This window comes from Pistricoccus aurantiacus (assembly GCF_007954585.1).
Taxonomy (GTDB): domain Bacteria; phylum Pseudomonadota; class Gammaproteobacteria; order Pseudomonadales; family Halomonadaceae; genus Pistricoccus; species Pistricoccus aurantiacus.
In genome coordinates, this window is the sequence record NZ_CP042382.1 from 1,666,028 (window position 1) to 1,683,048 (window position 17,021).

General features: G+C 60.4%; 16 protein-coding genes. 13 read left to right on the forward strand and 3 right to left on the reverse strand.

The features are described from left to right. Positions 1-2 precede the first annotated feature (2 nt). Positions 3-716, forward strand: coding sequence for a phosphoribosylaminoimidazolesuccinocarboxamide synthase (gene purC, locus FGL86_RS07995; RefSeq protein ID WP_147184074.1), 714 nt, complete (start codon positions 3-5; stop codon positions 714-716). Here the strand turns inward: purC and tsaA are convergent. Continuing rightward, complete coding sequence (tsaA, locus tag FGL86_RS08000; RefSeq protein WP_147184075.1) at positions 703-1,431, reverse strand: tRNA (N6-threonylcarbamoyladenosine(37)-N6)-methyltransferase TrmO; 729 nt, start codon at positions 1,429-1,431, stop codon at positions 703-705. The genes purC and tsaA overlap by 14 nt on opposite strands. Before the next feature lie 34 nt (positions 1,432-1,465). Here tsaA and FGL86_RS08005 point away from each other — a divergent pair, with 34 nt between their 5' ends. Genes FGL86_RS08005 through mtnC form a run of 3 tightly spaced genes read left to right on the forward strand, consistent with a single transcriptional unit; the run spans position 1,466 to position 3,374 of the window. Then, a complete protein-coding gene (locus tag FGL86_RS08005) occupies positions 1,466-2,077 on the forward strand; it encodes a methylthioribulose 1-phosphate dehydratase (protein ID WP_147184076.1) in 612 nt (203 codons plus the stop codon). Between the two features lie 50 nt (positions 2,078-2,127). Beyond that, positions 2,128-2,694, forward strand: coding sequence for a 1,2-dihydroxy-3-keto-5-methylthiopentene dioxygenase (locus FGL86_RS08010; RefSeq protein ID WP_147184077.1), 567 nt, complete (start codon positions 2,128-2,130; stop codon positions 2,692-2,694). Continuing rightward, the gene (mtnC, locus tag FGL86_RS08015; protein WP_147184078.1) at positions 2,691-3,374 is read left to right on the forward strand and encodes an acireductone synthase; all 684 of its coding nucleotides are present in this window, start codon (positions 2,691-2,693) and stop codon (positions 3,372-3,374) included. Before FGL86_RS08010 ends, mtnC begins: the two co-directional genes overlap by 4 nt. Here the strand turns inward: mtnC and nadC are convergent. After that, positions 3,371-4,225, reverse strand: coding sequence for a carboxylating nicotinate-nucleotide diphosphorylase (gene nadC, locus FGL86_RS08020; protein ID WP_147184079.1), 855 nt, complete (start codon positions 4,223-4,225; stop codon positions 3,371-3,373). The two genes, mtnC and nadC, sit on opposite strands and share 4 nt — an antisense overlap. Before the next feature lie 98 nt (positions 4,226-4,323). Here nadC and ampD point away from each other — a divergent pair, with 98 nt between their 5' ends. The 7 genes from ampD (at position 4,324) to FGL86_RS08055 (ending at position 13,488) form a co-directional block, all read left to right on the forward strand. Further along, positions 4,324-4,884 carry a 1,6-anhydro-N-acetylmuramyl-L-alanine amidase AmpD gene (gene ampD, locus FGL86_RS08025; RefSeq protein ID WP_147184080.1) on the forward strand — a complete coding sequence of 187 codons (561 nt, stop codon included), beginning with the start codon at positions 4,324-4,326 and terminating at the stop codon, positions 4,882-4,884. A 402-nt stretch (positions 4,885-5,286) separates the two neighbouring features. Beyond that, positions 5,287-7,965, forward strand: coding sequence for a pyruvate dehydrogenase (acetyl-transferring), homodimeric type (gene aceE, locus FGL86_RS08030; protein WP_147184081.1), 2,679 nt, complete (start codon positions 5,287-5,289; stop codon positions 7,963-7,965). Between the two features lie 78 nt (positions 7,966-8,043). Next, a complete protein-coding gene (gene aceF, locus FGL86_RS08035; protein WP_147184082.1) occupies positions 8,044-10,104 on the forward strand; it encodes a pyruvate dehydrogenase complex dihydrolipoyllysine-residue acetyltransferase in 2,061 nt (686 codons plus the stop codon). A gap of 172 nt (positions 10,105-10,276) precedes the next feature. Further along, on the forward strand, positions 10,277-10,933 hold the full coding sequence (gene adk / locus FGL86_RS08040) for an adenylate kinase (RefSeq protein ID WP_147184083.1): 657 nt from the start codon (positions 10,277-10,279) through the stop codon (positions 10,931-10,933). A 3-nt stretch (positions 10,934-10,936) separates the two neighbouring features. After that, positions 10,937-11,641 carry a tRNA (adenosine(37)-N6)-threonylcarbamoyltransferase complex dimerization subunit type 1 TsaB gene (gene tsaB, locus FGL86_RS08045; protein ID WP_147184084.1) on the forward strand — a complete coding sequence of 235 codons (705 nt, stop codon included), beginning with the start codon at positions 10,937-10,939 and terminating at the stop codon, positions 11,639-11,641. Beyond that, on the forward strand, positions 11,641-12,345 hold the full coding sequence (locus FGL86_RS08050; RefSeq protein ID WP_147184085.1) for a class I SAM-dependent methyltransferase: 705 nt from the start codon (positions 11,641-11,643) through the stop codon (positions 12,343-12,345). The genes tsaB and FGL86_RS08050 overlap by 1 nt, the downstream gene beginning before the upstream one ends. Before the next feature lie 21 nt (positions 12,346-12,366). Further along, positions 12,367-13,488, forward strand: a complete 1,122-nt coding sequence (locus tag FGL86_RS08055; RefSeq protein ID WP_147184086.1) for a phospholipase D-like domain-containing protein — start codon at positions 12,367-12,369, stop codon at positions 13,486-13,488. Between the two features lie 12 nt (positions 13,489-13,500). Here FGL86_RS08055 and FGL86_RS08060 read toward each other — a convergent pair whose 3' ends face one another. Beyond that, positions 13,501-14,133, reverse strand: coding sequence for a YecA/YgfB family protein (locus FGL86_RS08060; protein ID WP_147184087.1), 633 nt, complete (start codon positions 14,131-14,133; stop codon positions 13,501-13,503). Between the two features lie 68 nt (positions 14,134-14,201). On the opposite strand from FGL86_RS08060, the gene FGL86_RS08065 reads away from it, so the two are divergent. Together FGL86_RS08065 and acs are read left to right on the forward strand one after the other, a co-directional pair. Further along, complete coding sequence (locus FGL86_RS08065) at positions 14,202-14,741, forward strand: SprT family zinc-dependent metalloprotease (protein WP_147184088.1); 540 nt, start codon at positions 14,202-14,204, stop codon at positions 14,739-14,741. Positions 14,742-14,953: 212 nt separating this feature from the next. Next, positions 14,954-16,903, forward strand: a complete 1,950-nt coding sequence (gene acs, locus FGL86_RS08070; RefSeq protein ID WP_147184089.1) for an acetate--CoA ligase — start codon at positions 14,954-14,956, stop codon at positions 16,901-16,903. Positions 16,904-17,021 lie beyond the last annotated feature (118 nt).

Genomic DNA, 17,021 nt, shown 5'->3' on the forward strand with positions numbered 1-17,021 from the left:
CCGTGAAAAAACGTCAAGAACTCTATGCGGGCAAGGCCAAATCGGTTTATTACACCGACGATCCGGATCGTCTGATCCTGCAGTTTCGCGACGACACCAGCGCCTTCGATGGCCGCAAGAAGGAGGCGCTGTCCCGCAAGGGCATGGTCAACAACAAGTTCAACGCCTTTATCATGGGCAAGCTGGAAGAGGCGGGTGTTGGCACCCACTTCGATGGCCTGGTGTCGGACACCGAGTGCGTGGTCAAGAAGCTCGAGATGATTCCGGTGGAGTGCGTGATTCGCAATATCGCCGCCGGGGGGTTGTGCAAGCGCCTGGGTATCGAGGAGGGTCGCGAACTCGATCCGCCGACCTTCGAGCTGTTTCTCAAGAATGACGAACTGCACGACCCGATGATCAACGAGTCCCTGGCGGAAACCCTGGGTTTCGCGACCCCGGAGCAGCTGGCACGCATGAAGGTCTTGACCTATCAGGTCAACGACGTGCTCAAGGCGCTGTTCGCCGCGGGCGGTATTCTGCTGGTGGATTACAAGCTGGAATTCGGCTTGTTCAAGGACGAAATCCTGCTGGGCGACGAATTCTCCCCGGACGGTTGCCGGCTGTGGGACGCCAAGACCCGTGAGAAGTTCGACAAGGATCGTTTCCGTCAGGGGCTCGGCGGGGTGATCGAGGCCTATGAGGAGGTGGGGCGGCGCATCGGCGTCAGCTTCGACTGAGCGACACCAGTTCGAAGACCCGCATCACCAGCCCATGCCGCGGGTCTTCGATGGCCTGAAAGCGCACGTCCAGATCCCTCAGGCGCACACCGTAGCGCCGCGATTCCTGGCCTTTTCGGTAGGCGGGACGAGGATCCTGGGCCAGCACCTGTTCGATCAGTTTACGCAGGGAGTCCCGATCCCGGCGTTCAGCGAGCTGGGCCTCGGCGTCGGCGGAAAACTCCACCGGATAGCATGCTGGCGCCGTCGGCGCGAAACCCGCCCGGGCGTCCGGCCGTGTATCCGCCCAGGGCAGATAGGGCTTGATGTCCACCACCGGCGTGTCGTCCACCAGGTCATGGCCGCGCAGCTCGAGATAAACCTCGGGACGGGTATGGACGGCGACCAGCTCCACCAGGGAAAGTCCCAGCCGGTTGGGGCGGTGGGTGCTGCGACTGGCGAAGACCCCGATCTTGGCATTGCCGCCCAGCCGAGGCGGGCGCACCAGCGGCGACCAGCGCTCGGAGGTTTGATGAAAGATGAAGGTCAGCCAGAGGTGGCTGAAGCCTTCCAGACCGCGCAGGGCCAGCGGGTCGTCGAAGGGCGGCAGCATCACCAGGCGGCCTCGGGCGGCGCTAGCCAGACCCGGCTGGCGCGGGATGCCGAACTTGTCCGGGTAGTCGCTTTCAAGCCGAGCAACGGGCGTCAGGGAGAAATTCGCGCTATTGTCGCTCATGCGCTTGTCTGTCTTGTCATGGGAGGTCAGACGGTTGATCGATCTGGAAAGGTTGGCTCAGGCCCAGCAGGCTATCGTCGACGCCGGTGAAACACTATATCGGGCCGGTCAGGTACCTGCCACCGGGGGAAATTTTTCCCTGCGCCTCGACGAATCGCACATGGCGGTGACCGCCTCCGGTTGTCACAAGGGTCGTCTGACCCCTGCGGACATCCTGGTCACGGATCTGGAGGCGATACCCCTGGAGCCGCATCGCAAACCCTCCGCGGAGGCGCTGCTGCACGGTCGCCTCTACGCGGACCGGCCTCGAACCGGCGCCGTTTTGCATACTCACTCCAAGGCGGCGACGCTGCTGTCGCTGATCGAACCGGGAAAGACCCTTTGGCTGAGCGGTTACGAGCTGCTGAAAGCCCTGGAGGGCGTCGCCAGTCATGACGAGCGGGTCGCGATTCCGATTTTCGACAATACTCAGGACATGCGGGCGTTGGCGGATCAGGTCGGCGAGCGCCTGGCGCATGAGGCAAGCGTCGCCTATCTGATTCGAGGCCACGGGCTCTATACCTGGGCCACGGACATGAAGGCCTGCCTGCGCCAGGTGGAAGCGCTGGATTTTCTTTTCGACTGTGAACTCTTTCTGCGCCGATAGCGCATCTTCTGAGCCTGTCTTGAACGGCTTTACAACGAGGACAACCAATAATGAGCTTCTTGCAGGTCTACGTGGACTACGATGCGGAGCAGCCGCTGGTGGCGACCCGGGACGGCGAGCGTATCGCCAAGGAACTCGGGGATCGCGGCATACGCTTCGAGCGTTGGGCGACCCGTGAATTGGCGCCGGATGCGGATCAGGAAGCGGTGCTCGCGGCCTATGAGGCAGAAGTGTCACGGCTGCAAGCGGAATCGGGAATGGTCGGCGCGGATGTGATCGGCCTGACCCCGGATCATCCGGATAAGCAGGTGCTGCGAGAGAAGTTTCTCCACGAGCATCGTCATAGCGAGGACGAGGTACGCTTCTTCGTGCGTGGCGAAGGCATCTTCTATCTGCACCTTGACGACCGGGTCTATGTGGTGGGTTGCGCCCAGGGCGACTTGATGTCGGTGCCCGCGGGGACGCCGCACTGGTTCGATATGGGGCCGGAGCCGGATTTCACCGCCATTCGCCTGTTCAGTGACACTACCGGCTGGGTGGCGGATTTCACCGGGGCGACCCTTGCCGAGCGCTTTCCGCGATTCGAGGCCTTGCCCACCGGTCAGGAGGCCGCATGATTCGCGCCGTCGTCACGGATATCGAGGGCACCACCGGATCGATTCGCTTCGTTCACGAGGTGCTGTTTCCCTACGCCAAACGCCATCTGGCGGATTTCTTGCGTCAGCGGCAAGAGGATGTCGAGGTGGTCCGGCAGATCGCGGCGACCCGGCAGCTTGCCCAGGAGCCAGAGGCGGATCTGGCGCGGGTGATCGAGATTCTCGAGGGCTGGATCGCCGAAGATCGCAAGGCGACGCCGCTGAAAGCCCTGCAGGGCATGGTCTGGGCGAAAGGCTATCGTAACGGTGACTTCACCGGTCATGTATACCCGGACGCCTTCGATGCGCTGGCTCGCTGGCATGCCCAAGGCATCGCGCTGTATGTGTTTTCCTCCGGTTCGGTGCAGGCTCAGCAGCTACTCTTTGGCCATTCGGACATGGGCAATCTGACCCCGCTGTTCGAGGGCTATTTCGACACCACCATCGGGCCCAAGAAAGAGACGGCGAGCTATCGTTGCATTGTCGAGGCGCTCAGGCGGGATGCCGCTGAGGTATTGTTTCTCTCGGATGTGGTGGAAGAATTGGACGCGGCGAAAGCCGCCGGACTGCATACCCTGCAACTGGTGCGGGAGCCGGGCATGACCACCGGAGTGCATCCGGTGGTCGCCAGTTTCGAGGAAATCGACCTGGAAAGGTTCTAGCGGGGCTCGCTCGCCACGACGCGCATCGACATGTCGATAGCTCGGATGTCCTTGGTCAGGGCGCCGCTGGAGATGCAGTCGATGCCGGTGGCGGCGATTTCCGCCAGGGTCAAATCGTTGACATTGCCGGATGCCTCCAGCGTGGCGCGGCCTTGGGTGCGGTTCACCGCCTCGCGTAGATCGTCCAGGGAGAAGTTGTCGAGCAAGATGATATCCGCCTGGGCAGCGAGGGCCTCTTCCAGCTCGTCCAGGGTTTCGACTTCCACTTCCACCGACAGCTCTTTGGCGATGGCCCGCGCTTCCTTGACCGCCGCCTGAATGCTGCCACAGGCGGCGATGTGGTTTTCCTTGATCAAAAAGGCATCGTAAAGACCAATGCGGTGGTTGTGCCCGCCGCCGCAGGTGACCGCGTATTTCTGCGCGAGACGCAGGCCCGGCAGCGTCTTGCGGGTATCCAGCAGGCGCACGCCGGTATCCTCGATCAGCTTGGCCCAGGCTCGGGTACGAGTGGCGGTAGCGGAGAGGGTCTGGAGCAGGTTGAGCGCTGCACGCTCTCCGGTCAGCAGGCTGCGCGCCGGGCCTTCCAGTTCGAGAAACGCCTGGCCTTCCTGCAGCAGATCGCCGTCCGCTGCATGCCAGGTCAAGGCGACTCGCGGATCGAGACGGCGAAAGATCTCGTCGACCCAGGCTACGCCGCACAGCACCGCTTCCTCGCGGGTAATGACCCGCGCCTTGGCCCATTGTCGATCCGGGATCAGTTCCGCGGTGATATCCCCGGGGCCGACATCCTCCGATAGCAGGCGCGCGGCGCTGGTGCGGATCTCTTCCGCGAGAGCTTCATGATAATGCATGGGAAAAGTAGGCTCCGTACCCTAGCGTGAGTGGTGCTCGAGTGCTTGTCGATAAGGCGTATTATAGAGAATTCGCAGGGCCGACGTCAGGAAAAGCAATGAAGATCGAGGCAGGCTGGCTCAATGAAGCCCGGCGCAAGGTATCACCTTATCAGGACGCGCGGCCGGACAACGAGGTGTCGGCGCTGGTGCTGCATTCCATCAGCCTGCCGCCGGGGCAGTTCGGGGGTCCCTTCATCGAACAGCTGTTCACTAGAGGCGTGGTGGAAACGGTGCATCCTTATTTCAAGACCCTGCAAGGTCTCAGGGTGTCGGCGCATCTATTGATCCGACGAGACGGGGAGTGCGTGCAGTTCGTGTCCTTCGATCGACGCGCCTGGCACGCCGGACGTTCTCGCTGGAAAGATGGCCGGCGTCTGCGTAACGCTCTGAACGACTTCGCCATCGGTATCGAGCTCGAGGGCGATGAAGTGACGCCATATCGACAGGCGCAGTACGCAAGCCTTGCCGGCGCTATAAAAGCGCTTGTCGACTATTATCCGGCGCTAACCTTGCAACGACTTACCAGTCACGCCCATATCGCGCCCTTGCGCAAGACCGATCCCGGGCCCGCTTTCGACTGGGCCTATCTGCGCGACAAGATACGCCATCTGAAATAAACACTATAAAGAATACTGCTTTTATTTCGCGCCGGGCGGCTCTGTACTACAACTGTCTATAATGGCTGTGCCGGATCGCTATTACTGGTAACTATCTGTAGTAAAACTACCTGTCACGGTAGCGGCGCAAGTTTTTACGCATTTACCGCAACTACTTGTGTTGCAACGCAATAGGGGCATGGAAATGATTTTCATGTTTCGCTCAATTGGCAGGTGCGAATGTTTGCGGTATCGTCTTGGCGAGAAGCCAGGCATGCCTAACGCCAATTTGTAACGTTACAACATCCTGTTTTCCTGGAGACGTGATCCCTGGAAGATCATGCCCGCACTGAAGAGCGCCACACCTCCCTCGGCCATAGGGTGAGGGAACACCTACAATATTCTTCATTCGGAGAGACATCGATGAGTCTTGAAGCAACAGAAGATCTTGATCCGATCGAGACCACGGAGTGGCTGGAATCCCTGGAATCGGTTCTGGACAGGGAGGGCGAGGAACGCGCCCAGCAATTGTTGAGCCGTCTGGCGGACCGGCTGCGTCGCGATGGCATGCCAGTGCCTTTTACGGTTACCTCCTCGCATCGCAACACTATTCCCGTGCATCGTGAAGCGCGCATGCCCGGGGATATGTTCATGGAACGACGCATTCGCTCTCTGATCCGCTGGAACATGGCGGCGATGGTGACTCGCGCTAACGAAAGGAACAAGGGCATCGGTGGCCATTTGGCCAGTTACATGTCCAGTGCCACGCTTTATGAGGTGGGCTTCAACCACTTCTTCCGTGCGCCCAAGGGCGACTTCAAGGGTGACTTGCTGTTCATTCAAGGCCATAGCTCGCCGGGTATCTATGCCCGCTCTTTTCTGGAAGGGCGCCTGACCGAAGAACAGATGGACAAGTTCCGGGAAGAGGTCGATGGCGATGGTCTGTCTTCCTATCCGCACCCCTGGTTGATGCCGGATTACTGGCAGATGCCCACGGTATCCATGGGTCTCGGGCCGTTGATGGCCATCTATCAGGCTTACGTCATGAAGTACCTGGACGCCCGTGGTCTACAGCCCATGCAGGATCGCAAGGTCTGGGCGTTCCTGGGTGACGGCGAGTGCGACGAGCCGGAAACCTTGGGCGCACTTGATAAAGCCAGTCGCGAAAATCTCGAAAACCTGATCTTCGTCATCAACTGCAACCTGCAACGGCTCGATGGTCCGGTGCGTGGTAACGCTCGCATCATGGACGAACTGGAGGGGGTCTTCCGCGGTGCGGGCTGGAACGTCATCAAGGTGGTCTGGGGTCGCCTGTGGGATCCGCTGTTCGAGCAGGACGACAAGGGCATGCTGCAGAAGCTCATGGATGAAACCGTCGATGGGGAATACCAGAACTGCAAGGCCCAAGGCGGTGCCTATACCCGCGAGCATTTCTTCGGCAAGTATCCGGAAACCGCGAAGATGGTGGAGGATTACACCGACGAGGATATCTTCAAGCTCAACCGAGGCGGTCACGATCCCTACAAGGTCTACGCGGCCTATCATCAGGCGGTGAATAACGCCAACGGTCGTCCCACCGTGGTTCTGGCGCATACTGTCAAGGGCTATGGTCTGGGGGCAGATGGCGGCGAGGCGGACAACGAGGCTCACCAGATCAAGTCCATCGACGACAAGGATGTGCTCAAGCGCTTCCGTGATCGTTTCGGCATCGAGGTCACCGACAAGCAGATCGAGAACGAGATACCGTATTTCAAGCCGGACGACGACAGTCCGGAAATAAAGTACATGCATCTGCAGCGTGAGCGTCTGAACGGCTACCTGCCGGCTCGCAAGAGCGATTTCGAAGCCATCGAGATGCCTGGGCTCGACGACAAGACATTCTCCAGACAAACCGAAGGAAGCGGTGATCGGGAAGTCTCCACCACCATGTCTTTCGTGCGTATCCTCAACGGCCTGGTCAAGAACAAGACTTTCGGCAAGCGGGTCGTGCCGATCATACCGGACGAGGCGCGGACCTTCGGTATGGAAGGCATGTTCCGTCAGTTGGGCATCTACACCGCCGAAGATCAGAAGTACGTGCCCATGGACAGGGCCCAGATCATGTACTACCGCGAGGACAAGGCGGGCCAGATCCTCCAGGAAGGCATCACCGAAGCCGGCGCCATGTCCACCTGGATCGCCGCAGCCACGTCCTATTCCAACAACGACTGCACGCTGATTCCCTTCTACGCCTACTACTCCATGTTCGGCTTCCAGCGGGTCGGCGACCTGGCCTGGGCCGCCGGAGACATGCAGGCTCGCGGCTTCCTGCTCGGCGGTACCGCCGGACGCACCACCTTGAACGGGGAGGGTCTGCAGCACCAGGATGGTCACAGCCACATCCTGTCCTCCACCATTCCCAACTGCCGCAGCTACGATCCCACCTACGGCCACGAGCTGGCGGTGATCATTCAGGACGGCATGAAGCGGATGTATCAGGACAAGGAGAACTGCTTCTATTACATCACCCTGATGAACGAAAATTATCAGCATCCGGAAATGCCGGAAGACTGTGTGGAAGACATCATCAAGGGAATGTATCTGCTCAGGGAAACCAAGGGCAAGAAGGGCCATGTCCAGCTGCTGGGCTCCGGTACCATCCTGCGGGAAGTGGAAGCGGCGGCGGAAATCCTCAAGGAAGAATGGGACGTCGGCGCCGATATCTGGAGCGCCACCAGCTTCAACGAGCTGCGTCGCGAGGCGTTGGAAGTCGATCGTCAGGCGTTCCTCAATCCGGAAAAGGAGCCGGGCAAACCTCACGTGACTCAGTGCCTGGAAGGGCGCAAGGGACCGGTAATTGCCGCCACCGACTACATGAAGCTGTATGCGGATCAGGTGCGTGCCTGGGTGCCGGCGGACTATCATGTACTGGGCACCGATGGTTTCGGACGCTCCGACACCCGGGAAAAGCTACGGCACTTCTTCGAGGTCGATCGTTATTTCGTCACCGTGGCGGCGCTCAAAGCGCTGGCGGATCAGGGCGAAATCGACCGTAAGGTCGTCGCTGACGCGATCAAGAAGTACGGCATCGATCCCAGCAAGCCCAATCCGCTGGTTGTGTAAGTGGATGTCTTGAGCCGTTGATCCGCTGCGCGGCCGCCTCGGCGGTCGCGTCGAGCAAGATTCAGAAGGAGCGCGACCTTGAGTAGCGAAATCATCAAAGTCCCCGACATCGGCGGAAGTGAAGATGTCGAAATCATCGAAATAGCGGTGTCCGAAGGCGATGTCATCGAGCCGGAAGACACCATGATCACCCTGGAGTCCGACAAGGCCAGCATGGACGTGCCGGCGCCCAAGGGCGGCAAGGTGCTGAAGATTCTGGTCAAGGAAGGCGATACCGTCTCCGAGGGCGATCAGATTCTCGAACTGGAAGCCGAGGGTGAAGGCGGTGACGAAGCCGAGGAAGACGAGGCTTCGTCCCAGGAAAAAAAAGCGTCCGCCAGTCCGTCTTCCTCCGAACAGGAAGAGAAGCCGGCGGCCAAGCAGGATAGCGGCAAGCAGGGCGGCGGTAGCGGCGGCAAGCGTACCGTCGAAATCAAGGTGCCGGATCTGGGCGGTTCCAGCGATGTGGAGATCATCGAGATCGCCGTCTCCGAAGGCGACGAGGTCAGCGCCGAAGACCCCTTGATCACCCTGGAGTCCGACAAGGCCAGCATGGACGTGCCCAGCCCGCATACCGGCAAGCTGATGTCCATTGCGGTCAAGGAAGGCGACACGGTCAGCGAAGGCGATGTGATCGGCACCATGGAAATTGCCGGTGAAGGCGGCGACGAGGGTGGCGACGAGGCGCCGGAGGAAGAAGAGCCCGCCGGCAGCGATGAGGTAGATGCGGATGAAGAGGCCGACGAGGAACAGGAGGATACCGGTAGCGACGAGCCGGAGCGCAAGGAAATCCGCGTGCCGGATCTTTCCGGTTCCAGCGACGTTCCGATCATCGAGATCGCCGTGACCGCAGGCGACGAGATCGATGTGGAAGACCCGCTGATCACGCTGGAATCCGACAAGGCCAGCATGGATGTTCCCAGCCCCTTCAAGGGTAAGCTGCTGGAATTGACGGTCAAGGAAGGCGATACGGTCAGTGAAGGCGATCTGATCGGCTATATGGAAGTGGCGGGCGCCAAGAAGTCCAAGCCGGCGCCGAAGAAAGACGAGTCCAAGTCGCAGCAGAAGTCCGCCGCCAAGTCGGAGCAGAAGTCGGATACCTCCGCCGCCTCTTCTGGAGGCCGTCCGAGCCCGGAAGCCCAGGTGGCTCAGCAGAAGGAAAAGCCCCGGGACGGCAAGCTGGTCCACGCCGGCCCCGCGGTGCGCATGCTGGCGCGAGAGCTGGGTGTCGATCTGGCTCAGGTCACCCCCAGCGGGCCCAAGGATCGGGTTCTCAAGGAGGACGTGCAGGCCTATGTCAAGAAGGTGATGAGCGGCAAGAGCGCGCCGAGCGATACCGCTGCGGCTCCCGCCGCCGGTGGCAGCGGCATTCCGCCGATTCCGGATCAGGACTTCAGCCAGTTCGGGGAAGTGGAAGAAAAGCCCATGGGTCGCCTGCTCAAGATGGGCGCGACCAACCTGCATCGTAGCTGGGTCAACCTGCCTCATGTCACCCAGTTCGACGAGGCGGATATCACCGAGCTCGAGGCCTTCCGCAAGTCGATGAAGGCGGAGGCGGAGGCTCAGGGCGCCAGGCTCACGCCGCTGCCGTTTTTGATCAAGGCCTGTGCCTTCGCGCTTAGACAGTATCCGCAGTTCAACGTCAGCCTGAAGTCCGACGGTCAGACGATGGTATGGAAGAAGTACGTGCATATCGGCATGGCGGTGGATACCCCGGACGGTCTGATGGTGCCGGTGATTCGTGACGCGGACAAGAAGTCGCTGATCGAGCTGGCCAAGGAAAGCGTCGAGCTTGCCAAGAAAGCCCAGACCAAGAAGCTCAAGCGCGATGAAATGATTGGCGGCTGCTTTACCATTTCGAGTCTCGGCTCGATCGGTGGTACGGCCTTCACGCCCATCGTCAACGCGCCGGAAGTGGCGATTCTGGGGATTTCCAAGGCGTCGATGAAACCGGTGTGGGATGGTGCCGCTTTTGCGCCGCGGCTGATGATGCCGCTTTGTCTATCCTACGATCACCGGGCGGTCAACGGGGCGGATGCCGCGCGCTTCACCGCGTTGCTTTCCCAGCTGCTGTCGGACGTCAGACGCATGTTGCTGTAGTTCTCGCGCGTTCCGGCTCAGCCGGAAGCGAGTCGCACAACGGCGCCTGATGGCGCCGTTGTGCGTTCTTGTACCCGAAACGTCGAGTTGTCTCGCTACCCGAGCACGGTTATCGTCTGTGGTAATCGTTTTTGCCTTCTTGTTTTTCTTTTACTGTTTCAGGAGCTACTTCATGCGTTTAATTCTATTGGGCGCCCCGGGCGCCGGAAAGGGAACCCAGGCCCAGGTGATCTGCGAGCGTTTCGGCATTCCGCAGATTTCCACCGGCGACATGCTGCGCGCGGCGGTCAAGGAAGGCAGCGAGCTGGGTCTCAAGGTTAAGGAGATCATGACTACCGGCGGCCTGGTGTCCGACGAGATCATCATCGCGCTGGTCAAGGAGCGCATCGCTCAGCCGGACTGCGAGAACGGCTTTCTGTTCGATGGCTTCCCACGCACCATTCCTCAGGCAGATGCCATGCGAGAGGGCAACGTCAAGCTCGATCACGTGCTGGAAATTGCCGTGGACGACGAGGAAATCGTCAAGCGCCTGGCGGGGCGCCGCGTCCACCCCGGTTCCGGACGGGTCTATCACGTGGAATATAATCCGCCGAAGGAAATGGGCAAGGATGACGTGACCGGCGAACCCTTGATTCAGCGGGACGACGATCGGGAAACGACGGTACGCAACCGCCTGGCGGTTTATCACGATCAGACCGCGCCGCTGGTGGATTACTATCAGCGCTGGGCGGAGCAGGAGCCCGAAGAGGCGCCGGTCTACCACCGGGTAGAGGGCGTGGGCGGCGTCAAGGAAATCTCCCGCCAGGTGCTTGACGCACTGGAAGGCTAGACGATGACCTGCTTGCTGGCGTTGGACGCCTCCACCAGCGCCTGTTCCGCGGCGCTGGTGCGTCGCCAGACAGGACAGGAAGATGAACTGCTGTCCCGTTATGCTCTCGCGCCGCGGGAACATACCCAGCGCTTGATGCCGATGGTCGATGAACTGCTGGCGGAGGCAGGGATCGACCTGAGTGATATCGACGCCTTGGCTTACGGTCGTGGTCCCGGCTCGTTCACCGGTTTGCGCATCGCCGCCGGCGTGGCTCAGGGGCTCGCCTTCGGACTCGAGCGTCCACTGGTGGGTGTCTCGACCCTGGCGGCCTTGGCACTGGGAACCCATCGCCGTCACGGCTATCGCTATCTGATACCGGCCCTGGACGCGCGCATGGGGGAAATCTACGTGGCGGCCTACGATTGCGGGAGCGGTGAGCCCATCGCGCTGCTCGAAGAAGCGGTGCTGCCACCCTCGGCGCTTTCCTTGCCCCCGGGGATGGATGATATCGAGTGGATCGGCGTGGGGTCCGGCTGGACGCTGTGGGAAGAGATGCCGCCGGCGGTGCTTGCAGGTATCGCTCGGCATCTGGTCGAACCCCAGCCCCAGGCGGAGGATATGGCGTTGCTGGGATTGCGGCAGTTCGAGAACGGCGAAGGCCGGCCCGCTCATCAGGTACAGCCGATTTACCTGCGTGATCGGGTCGCCTGGCAGAAGAATCGATGATGTCCGAATCGATAGCCGCTGAAGAGGGCGTCGCGCTGGTATTGAGGCGCGACGAGCAGGGGGCGATGGTATTGGCGGGAAATGCCGACCGCTACGGCAAGCCGCTGAAGGTGGATTTCGTCGGCGGTCGAGCGGCCCATCGACGCCGCTTCGGCGGCGGCCGAGGTCAACTGGTGGCCAAGGCCTGCGGGCTCGGCAGGGCCGAATCCCCTCAGGTGGTCGATGCCACTGCCGGCCTGGGACGTGATGCCTTCGTGCTAGCGAGTCTCGGCGCTCGGGTGCTGATGATCGAGCGGGTGCCGATGATCTTCGCCCTGCTCGAAGACGGTCTGGCCCGCGCCCGGCTGGCGCCGGAAACCGCCGCCATCGCGAAACGCCTGCAGTTGATTCGAGGTGACGCCTCGCGAGAAATGAGTGAGCTGATCCGCAGCGTCGGGATCGAGCCTCAGGTCATTCATCTCGACCCCATGTTTCCCCATCGGGAAAAATCCGCGCTGGTGAAAAAGGAAATGCGCGTTTTTCAGGAGTTGGCAGGAAGTGACGCGGACGCGCCGCGACTGCTGGAAGCGGCGCTGGATCTGGCTACCCATCGGGTGGCGGTCAAGCGTCCGCGCCGAGCGCCGGCCTTGCATGGTCCCAAGCCGCAGCATGTGATCGAAGGCAAGACTAGCCGCTACGACCTGTACGTGCACCGCGCGCTCTAGAGAAAGAGTACGAGACTAGCGATGCAAGGATGCTGGCGAGAGGGCAATCGCTTTGTGCTGCTGCCGGAAGGCAGCTGCTTCCTGCCGACCATGTTCGAGGCGCTATCGCAAGCGCGGCGATGGATTTTGGTCGAACTGTACCTGATGGAATCCGGGGTATTGGCGACCCGGTTGATCGATGCCTTGATCGAGGCCGCGAATCGGGGCGTCACGGTACTGCTGATGCTCGATGGCTTCGGGTCCTGGAAGCTTTCCTCCGGCGACCGGCGTCGTCTGAGCGAAAGTGGTATCGCCCTGCGTTTCTTCAACCCGTTGGCGCTCAAGTCGCTGACTCGCAATCTGACCCGGGATCATCGCAAGCTGGTGATCGTCGACGGGCGCGTGGCCTTTACCGGTGGCTTCGGCGCGGTGGATGCCTTCATGGACGCCTGGTTCGAAGTGGCGGTACGCATCGAAGGGCCGGTGATAAACGACTGGTTCAAGCTGTTCGCCGACCTGTGGGATTCGCAGCTGACCCAAGGGTCGGGAAAGGCAACCCTGGTGCACGAACTTGCCAGCGAACCCGTCGAGGCGTGCTATGGCAATGCCATGCGGGGTCGGGTCATGTGGGGAAAAGGCTACCGCTATCAGGCCATTCGCCGCTCCCTGCAGCGACGTGTCGTCAAGGCGCGCCAGCGTATCTGGCTGTGCACGCCCTATTTCGTGCCGACCTTGAGTCTGCGCCTTCGCCTGGCAAAAGCGGCGAGTCGCGGTGTCGATGTGCGCCTGCTGCTGCCGGGTTCGATCAACGACAACCCAGGGGTACGTTACGCGGGCCACCGATTCTATCAGCGTCTGCTCAAGTCGGGCGTGCGTATCCACGAATTTCAGCCGACCTTCATTCATGCGAAGTTTTCCCTGGTGGACGACTGGTGTTCGATCGGCTCCTGCAACTTCGATCACTGGAGCCTGCAGTGGAATCTCGAAGCCAATCAGGAAATACAGGATTCGGGGTTCGCCAATCGCGTGCGGGAGCTCTTCGAGCGCAACTTCGCCGCAAGCCGGGAAATCGAGCTGACTGACTGGTTGCGACGGTCCTGGCATCAACGGTTGAGGGAATGGTTGTTCGGTACCCTCAACGCCTGGCTGACCCGACTCAAGTGATTGCCGCTCGCTTTATCGCTTGCGGGTCGAGCGCTTCTTGCGCGCGGTGGGCTTGGGCTTTTCCGGCGGCACGCGGTAGTGAAGGTAAAGATCCAGCACGAGGTCCGGCAGTTGGCTCACCAGGGCTTCCAGGCGTTGGGTGTCCGCGATGAAATCTTGCATGTCCGGCTCCTCGTCGAACAGCCCGGATAGCGCCATGAACGGCAGCAGCAGGGCGGCGACGTTTTCCTCGTCCTCCGCGAACCAGGCGGCCTCGTCCAGAAAGACCCCTTCCATGAAGCCGGCGCACCAGTCGCCGATTGGTGTTTCCTCCGGCGCCAGTCCATCCAGGGTGAGTTCGAAAGGCAGTTCCGGAAGCTGCCCGAGCTCCAGCGCCTGGGCGGCCTTGACCTTGAGAGTTTCCAGCAGTGCAAGAATTTCATCGCGCTCTTGCTCGTCGGCAAACGCCGGCTCGCCCTGGAAGAGTTCGCCTATCCAATGAGCGGCGCTGAGCGCCGTGGGCGCAACGGCCAGGGCGACGAGAAAACCATGGGCGCCAATCACATCCAGTGCATCCGTGGGGGCGCGGTCGGACTCGAGAAAATCGTCCAGGCGCTCGAAGTCGGCGTCCATGAGTAGCGGTTGATAAACGTTGGTATCGGCCATGGCAACTGTTGTCCGTGAAAGAGAGCGATGCTTTACGCGACGTTTCCGGCTGGGCATTCTATCACTCTATGCCTACTCCGATCCCTCTTCCCCTTGGGTTGACCGACGCAACCTCGATCGACGAATCGACGCTTGCAGACCTGCTCGAGCGCCAGATCGACGTCGCCTGGCGGCGTTGTCTCGAGGTCTTTCCGGGACTGCCACGCCCCGGGGTATGGATGGATCTAAAGGGCAAAAGCGCCGGCCAGGCACATTTTGGCCGCGGCGGGCTGCGCTTCAACGCTTTGCTCTATCGAGAAAATCCCCGCCGCTTTCTTCTGGAAGTGGTGCCTCACGAAATGGCTCATTGGCTGGTTCGGCATCTCGAGAACGGCGAGCGTTTTCGGCCCCACGGTCCGGAATGGCAGACCGTGATGCGCCAGCTGTTCGGTCTGGAACCCAAGGTGACTCATGATTTCGATACCTGCCGGGCGAGCCCCGCGCCCTATCGTTATCGATGCGTCTGTCGGGAGCATGTTTTTAGCGTTCGTCGCCATCGTCTGGTTCTCAAGGGTCGACGCTACCGTTGCCGACACTGCGGCGAGCATCTGGTTCAAGCGCCTCTGTAAAGCCATTGAAATTGTCTTTAACCTATTGTTGTAAAAAGAAAAATGGTTGCTACCAATGTCTAAGGGGAAAGCCTTCATGCGGAGGTATATGCTAAAGGTAACCCGATGCGGTGATAGTCACGGTGGATCCGTGAATATTGACGTCAGGCACGCGTTATCTATCTTGTATTAACTCCCTTGCATAAATCCGTTTCCCATACAGAGGCGTTTTCATGACTGAACAACATAAAGATATCTATCCGGTACGCGACGAATTCGCTCAGCAAGCCTGGATCGACCGAGATGCCTATCAGAAGCTCTATCGGCAATCCATTGACGATCCAGACAGCTTCTGGGCGGAGCAAGCCAAGCGCATCGACTGGATCAAGACGCCGACCAAGATCAAGAACACCAAGTTTTCCGCCAGCGACGTCGATATCCGCTGGTTCGAGGATGGCACGCTGAATGCCTGTTACAACTGTCTCGATCGTCACCTGGAAAAGCGCGGCAACCAGACAGCGATCATCTGGGAGGGTGACGATCCCAAGGATGACAAGACCCTGACCTATCGCGAGCTTTACGAGCGGACTTGCCAGATGGCCAACGCGCTCAAGGAGTTAGGCATCAAGAAGGGTGACACGGTAACCCTGTACATGCCGATGATTCCGGAAGCGGCCATGGCCATGCTGGCCTGTGCGCGTATCGGGGCGGTGCATTCCGTGGTGTTCGGCGGATTCTCGCCGGATGCCTTGGCACAGAGAATCAACGGCGCCCAGAGCAAGGTCGTGATCACCGCGGACGAATCCGCCCGGGGGGGCAAGTTCGTGCCGCTCAAGGACAACGTCGACGCCGCCCTGACCCGGGATGGCACCGACGTGGTGGAAAGCGTGCTGGTGGTCAAGCGTACCGGCGGGGAAATCGACTGGAACGAGCGGGATATCTGGTTCCACGAACTGGTGGACAAGCAGGACAAGGACTGCCCGGTGGAAGAAATGGCCGCGGAAGATCCGTTATTTATCCTTTACACTTCGGGTTCCACCGGCGCTCCAAAGGGAATGATGCATACCACCGGCGGCTATCTGACCTTCGCCGCGATAACGCATCAATACGTCTTCGATTACCACGAAGGTGATGTCTACTGGTGTACTGCAGACGTGGGCTGGGTAACCGGTCACAGCTACATCGTCTATGGCCCCCTGGCCAACGGCGCCATTACTCTGATGTTCGAAGGGGTACCCAGCTACCCGACCCCAGGACGCATGGGTGAGATCGTCGATAAGCACCAGGTCAATATTCTTTACACTGCTCCCACGGCAATTCGCGCGCTGCGAGCCCACGGCGATGACGTGATGGCTTCCAGCAAGCGCGAGAGCCTGAAACTGCTGGGCAGCGTCGGCGAACCCATCAACCCGGAAGCCTGGGAATGGTATTACCGAATCATCGGTAACTCGAAGTGCCCGATCGTCGATACCTGGTGGCAGACGGAGAACGGCGGCATCCTGATTTCCCCGTTGCCCGGGGCCACGGATCTCAAGCCCGGGTGCGCCACCAACCCCTTCTTCGGGGTCAAGCCTGGCGTGGTGGACAACGACGGCAATCTGCTCGAAGGCGCCACGGAAGGCAATCTGGTGATCCTGGACGCCTGGCCAGGGATTGCTCGCTCGATCTGGAACGATCATGAGCGCTTCATCCAGACATACTTCTCCACCTATGACGGCATGTATTTCACCGGTGACGGCTGCCGCCGCGACGAGGACGGCGACTATTGGATCACCGGTCGGGTCGACGATGTGCTGAATATTTCCGGACACCGTATGGGTACCGCGGAAATCGAATCCTCCCTGGTCGCCCACGAAGCGGTAGCGGAAGCGGCGGTAGTCGGCTTCCCCCACGATATCAAGGGGCAGGGCATCTACATCTATGTGACTCTCAATGACGATTTCGATCCTTCCGACGAACTCAAGAAGGAACTGGTTCAGTGGGTGCGCAAGGATATCGGTCCCATCGCTTCGCCGGATGTCATTCAGTGGACGCCGGATCTGCCCAAGACCCGCTCCGGCAAGATCATGCGGCGCATTCTGCGCAAGATCGCCGCCAACGAGACCGAGGGCCTGGGCGACACCAGCACTTTGTCGAATCCGGCGGTGGTGGAAGAGCTGATCGCCAACCGTGTCAATCGCTGATCCCGAGGTTTTTTTCGACACCTCTCACAGCCGGCCTTCGGGCCGGTTTTTCGTTGTGTTTGATTCGGCGATCCAATAGAGCGGCGTTCAGCGTATTAGCGTTGGCGAGTATGGTTGG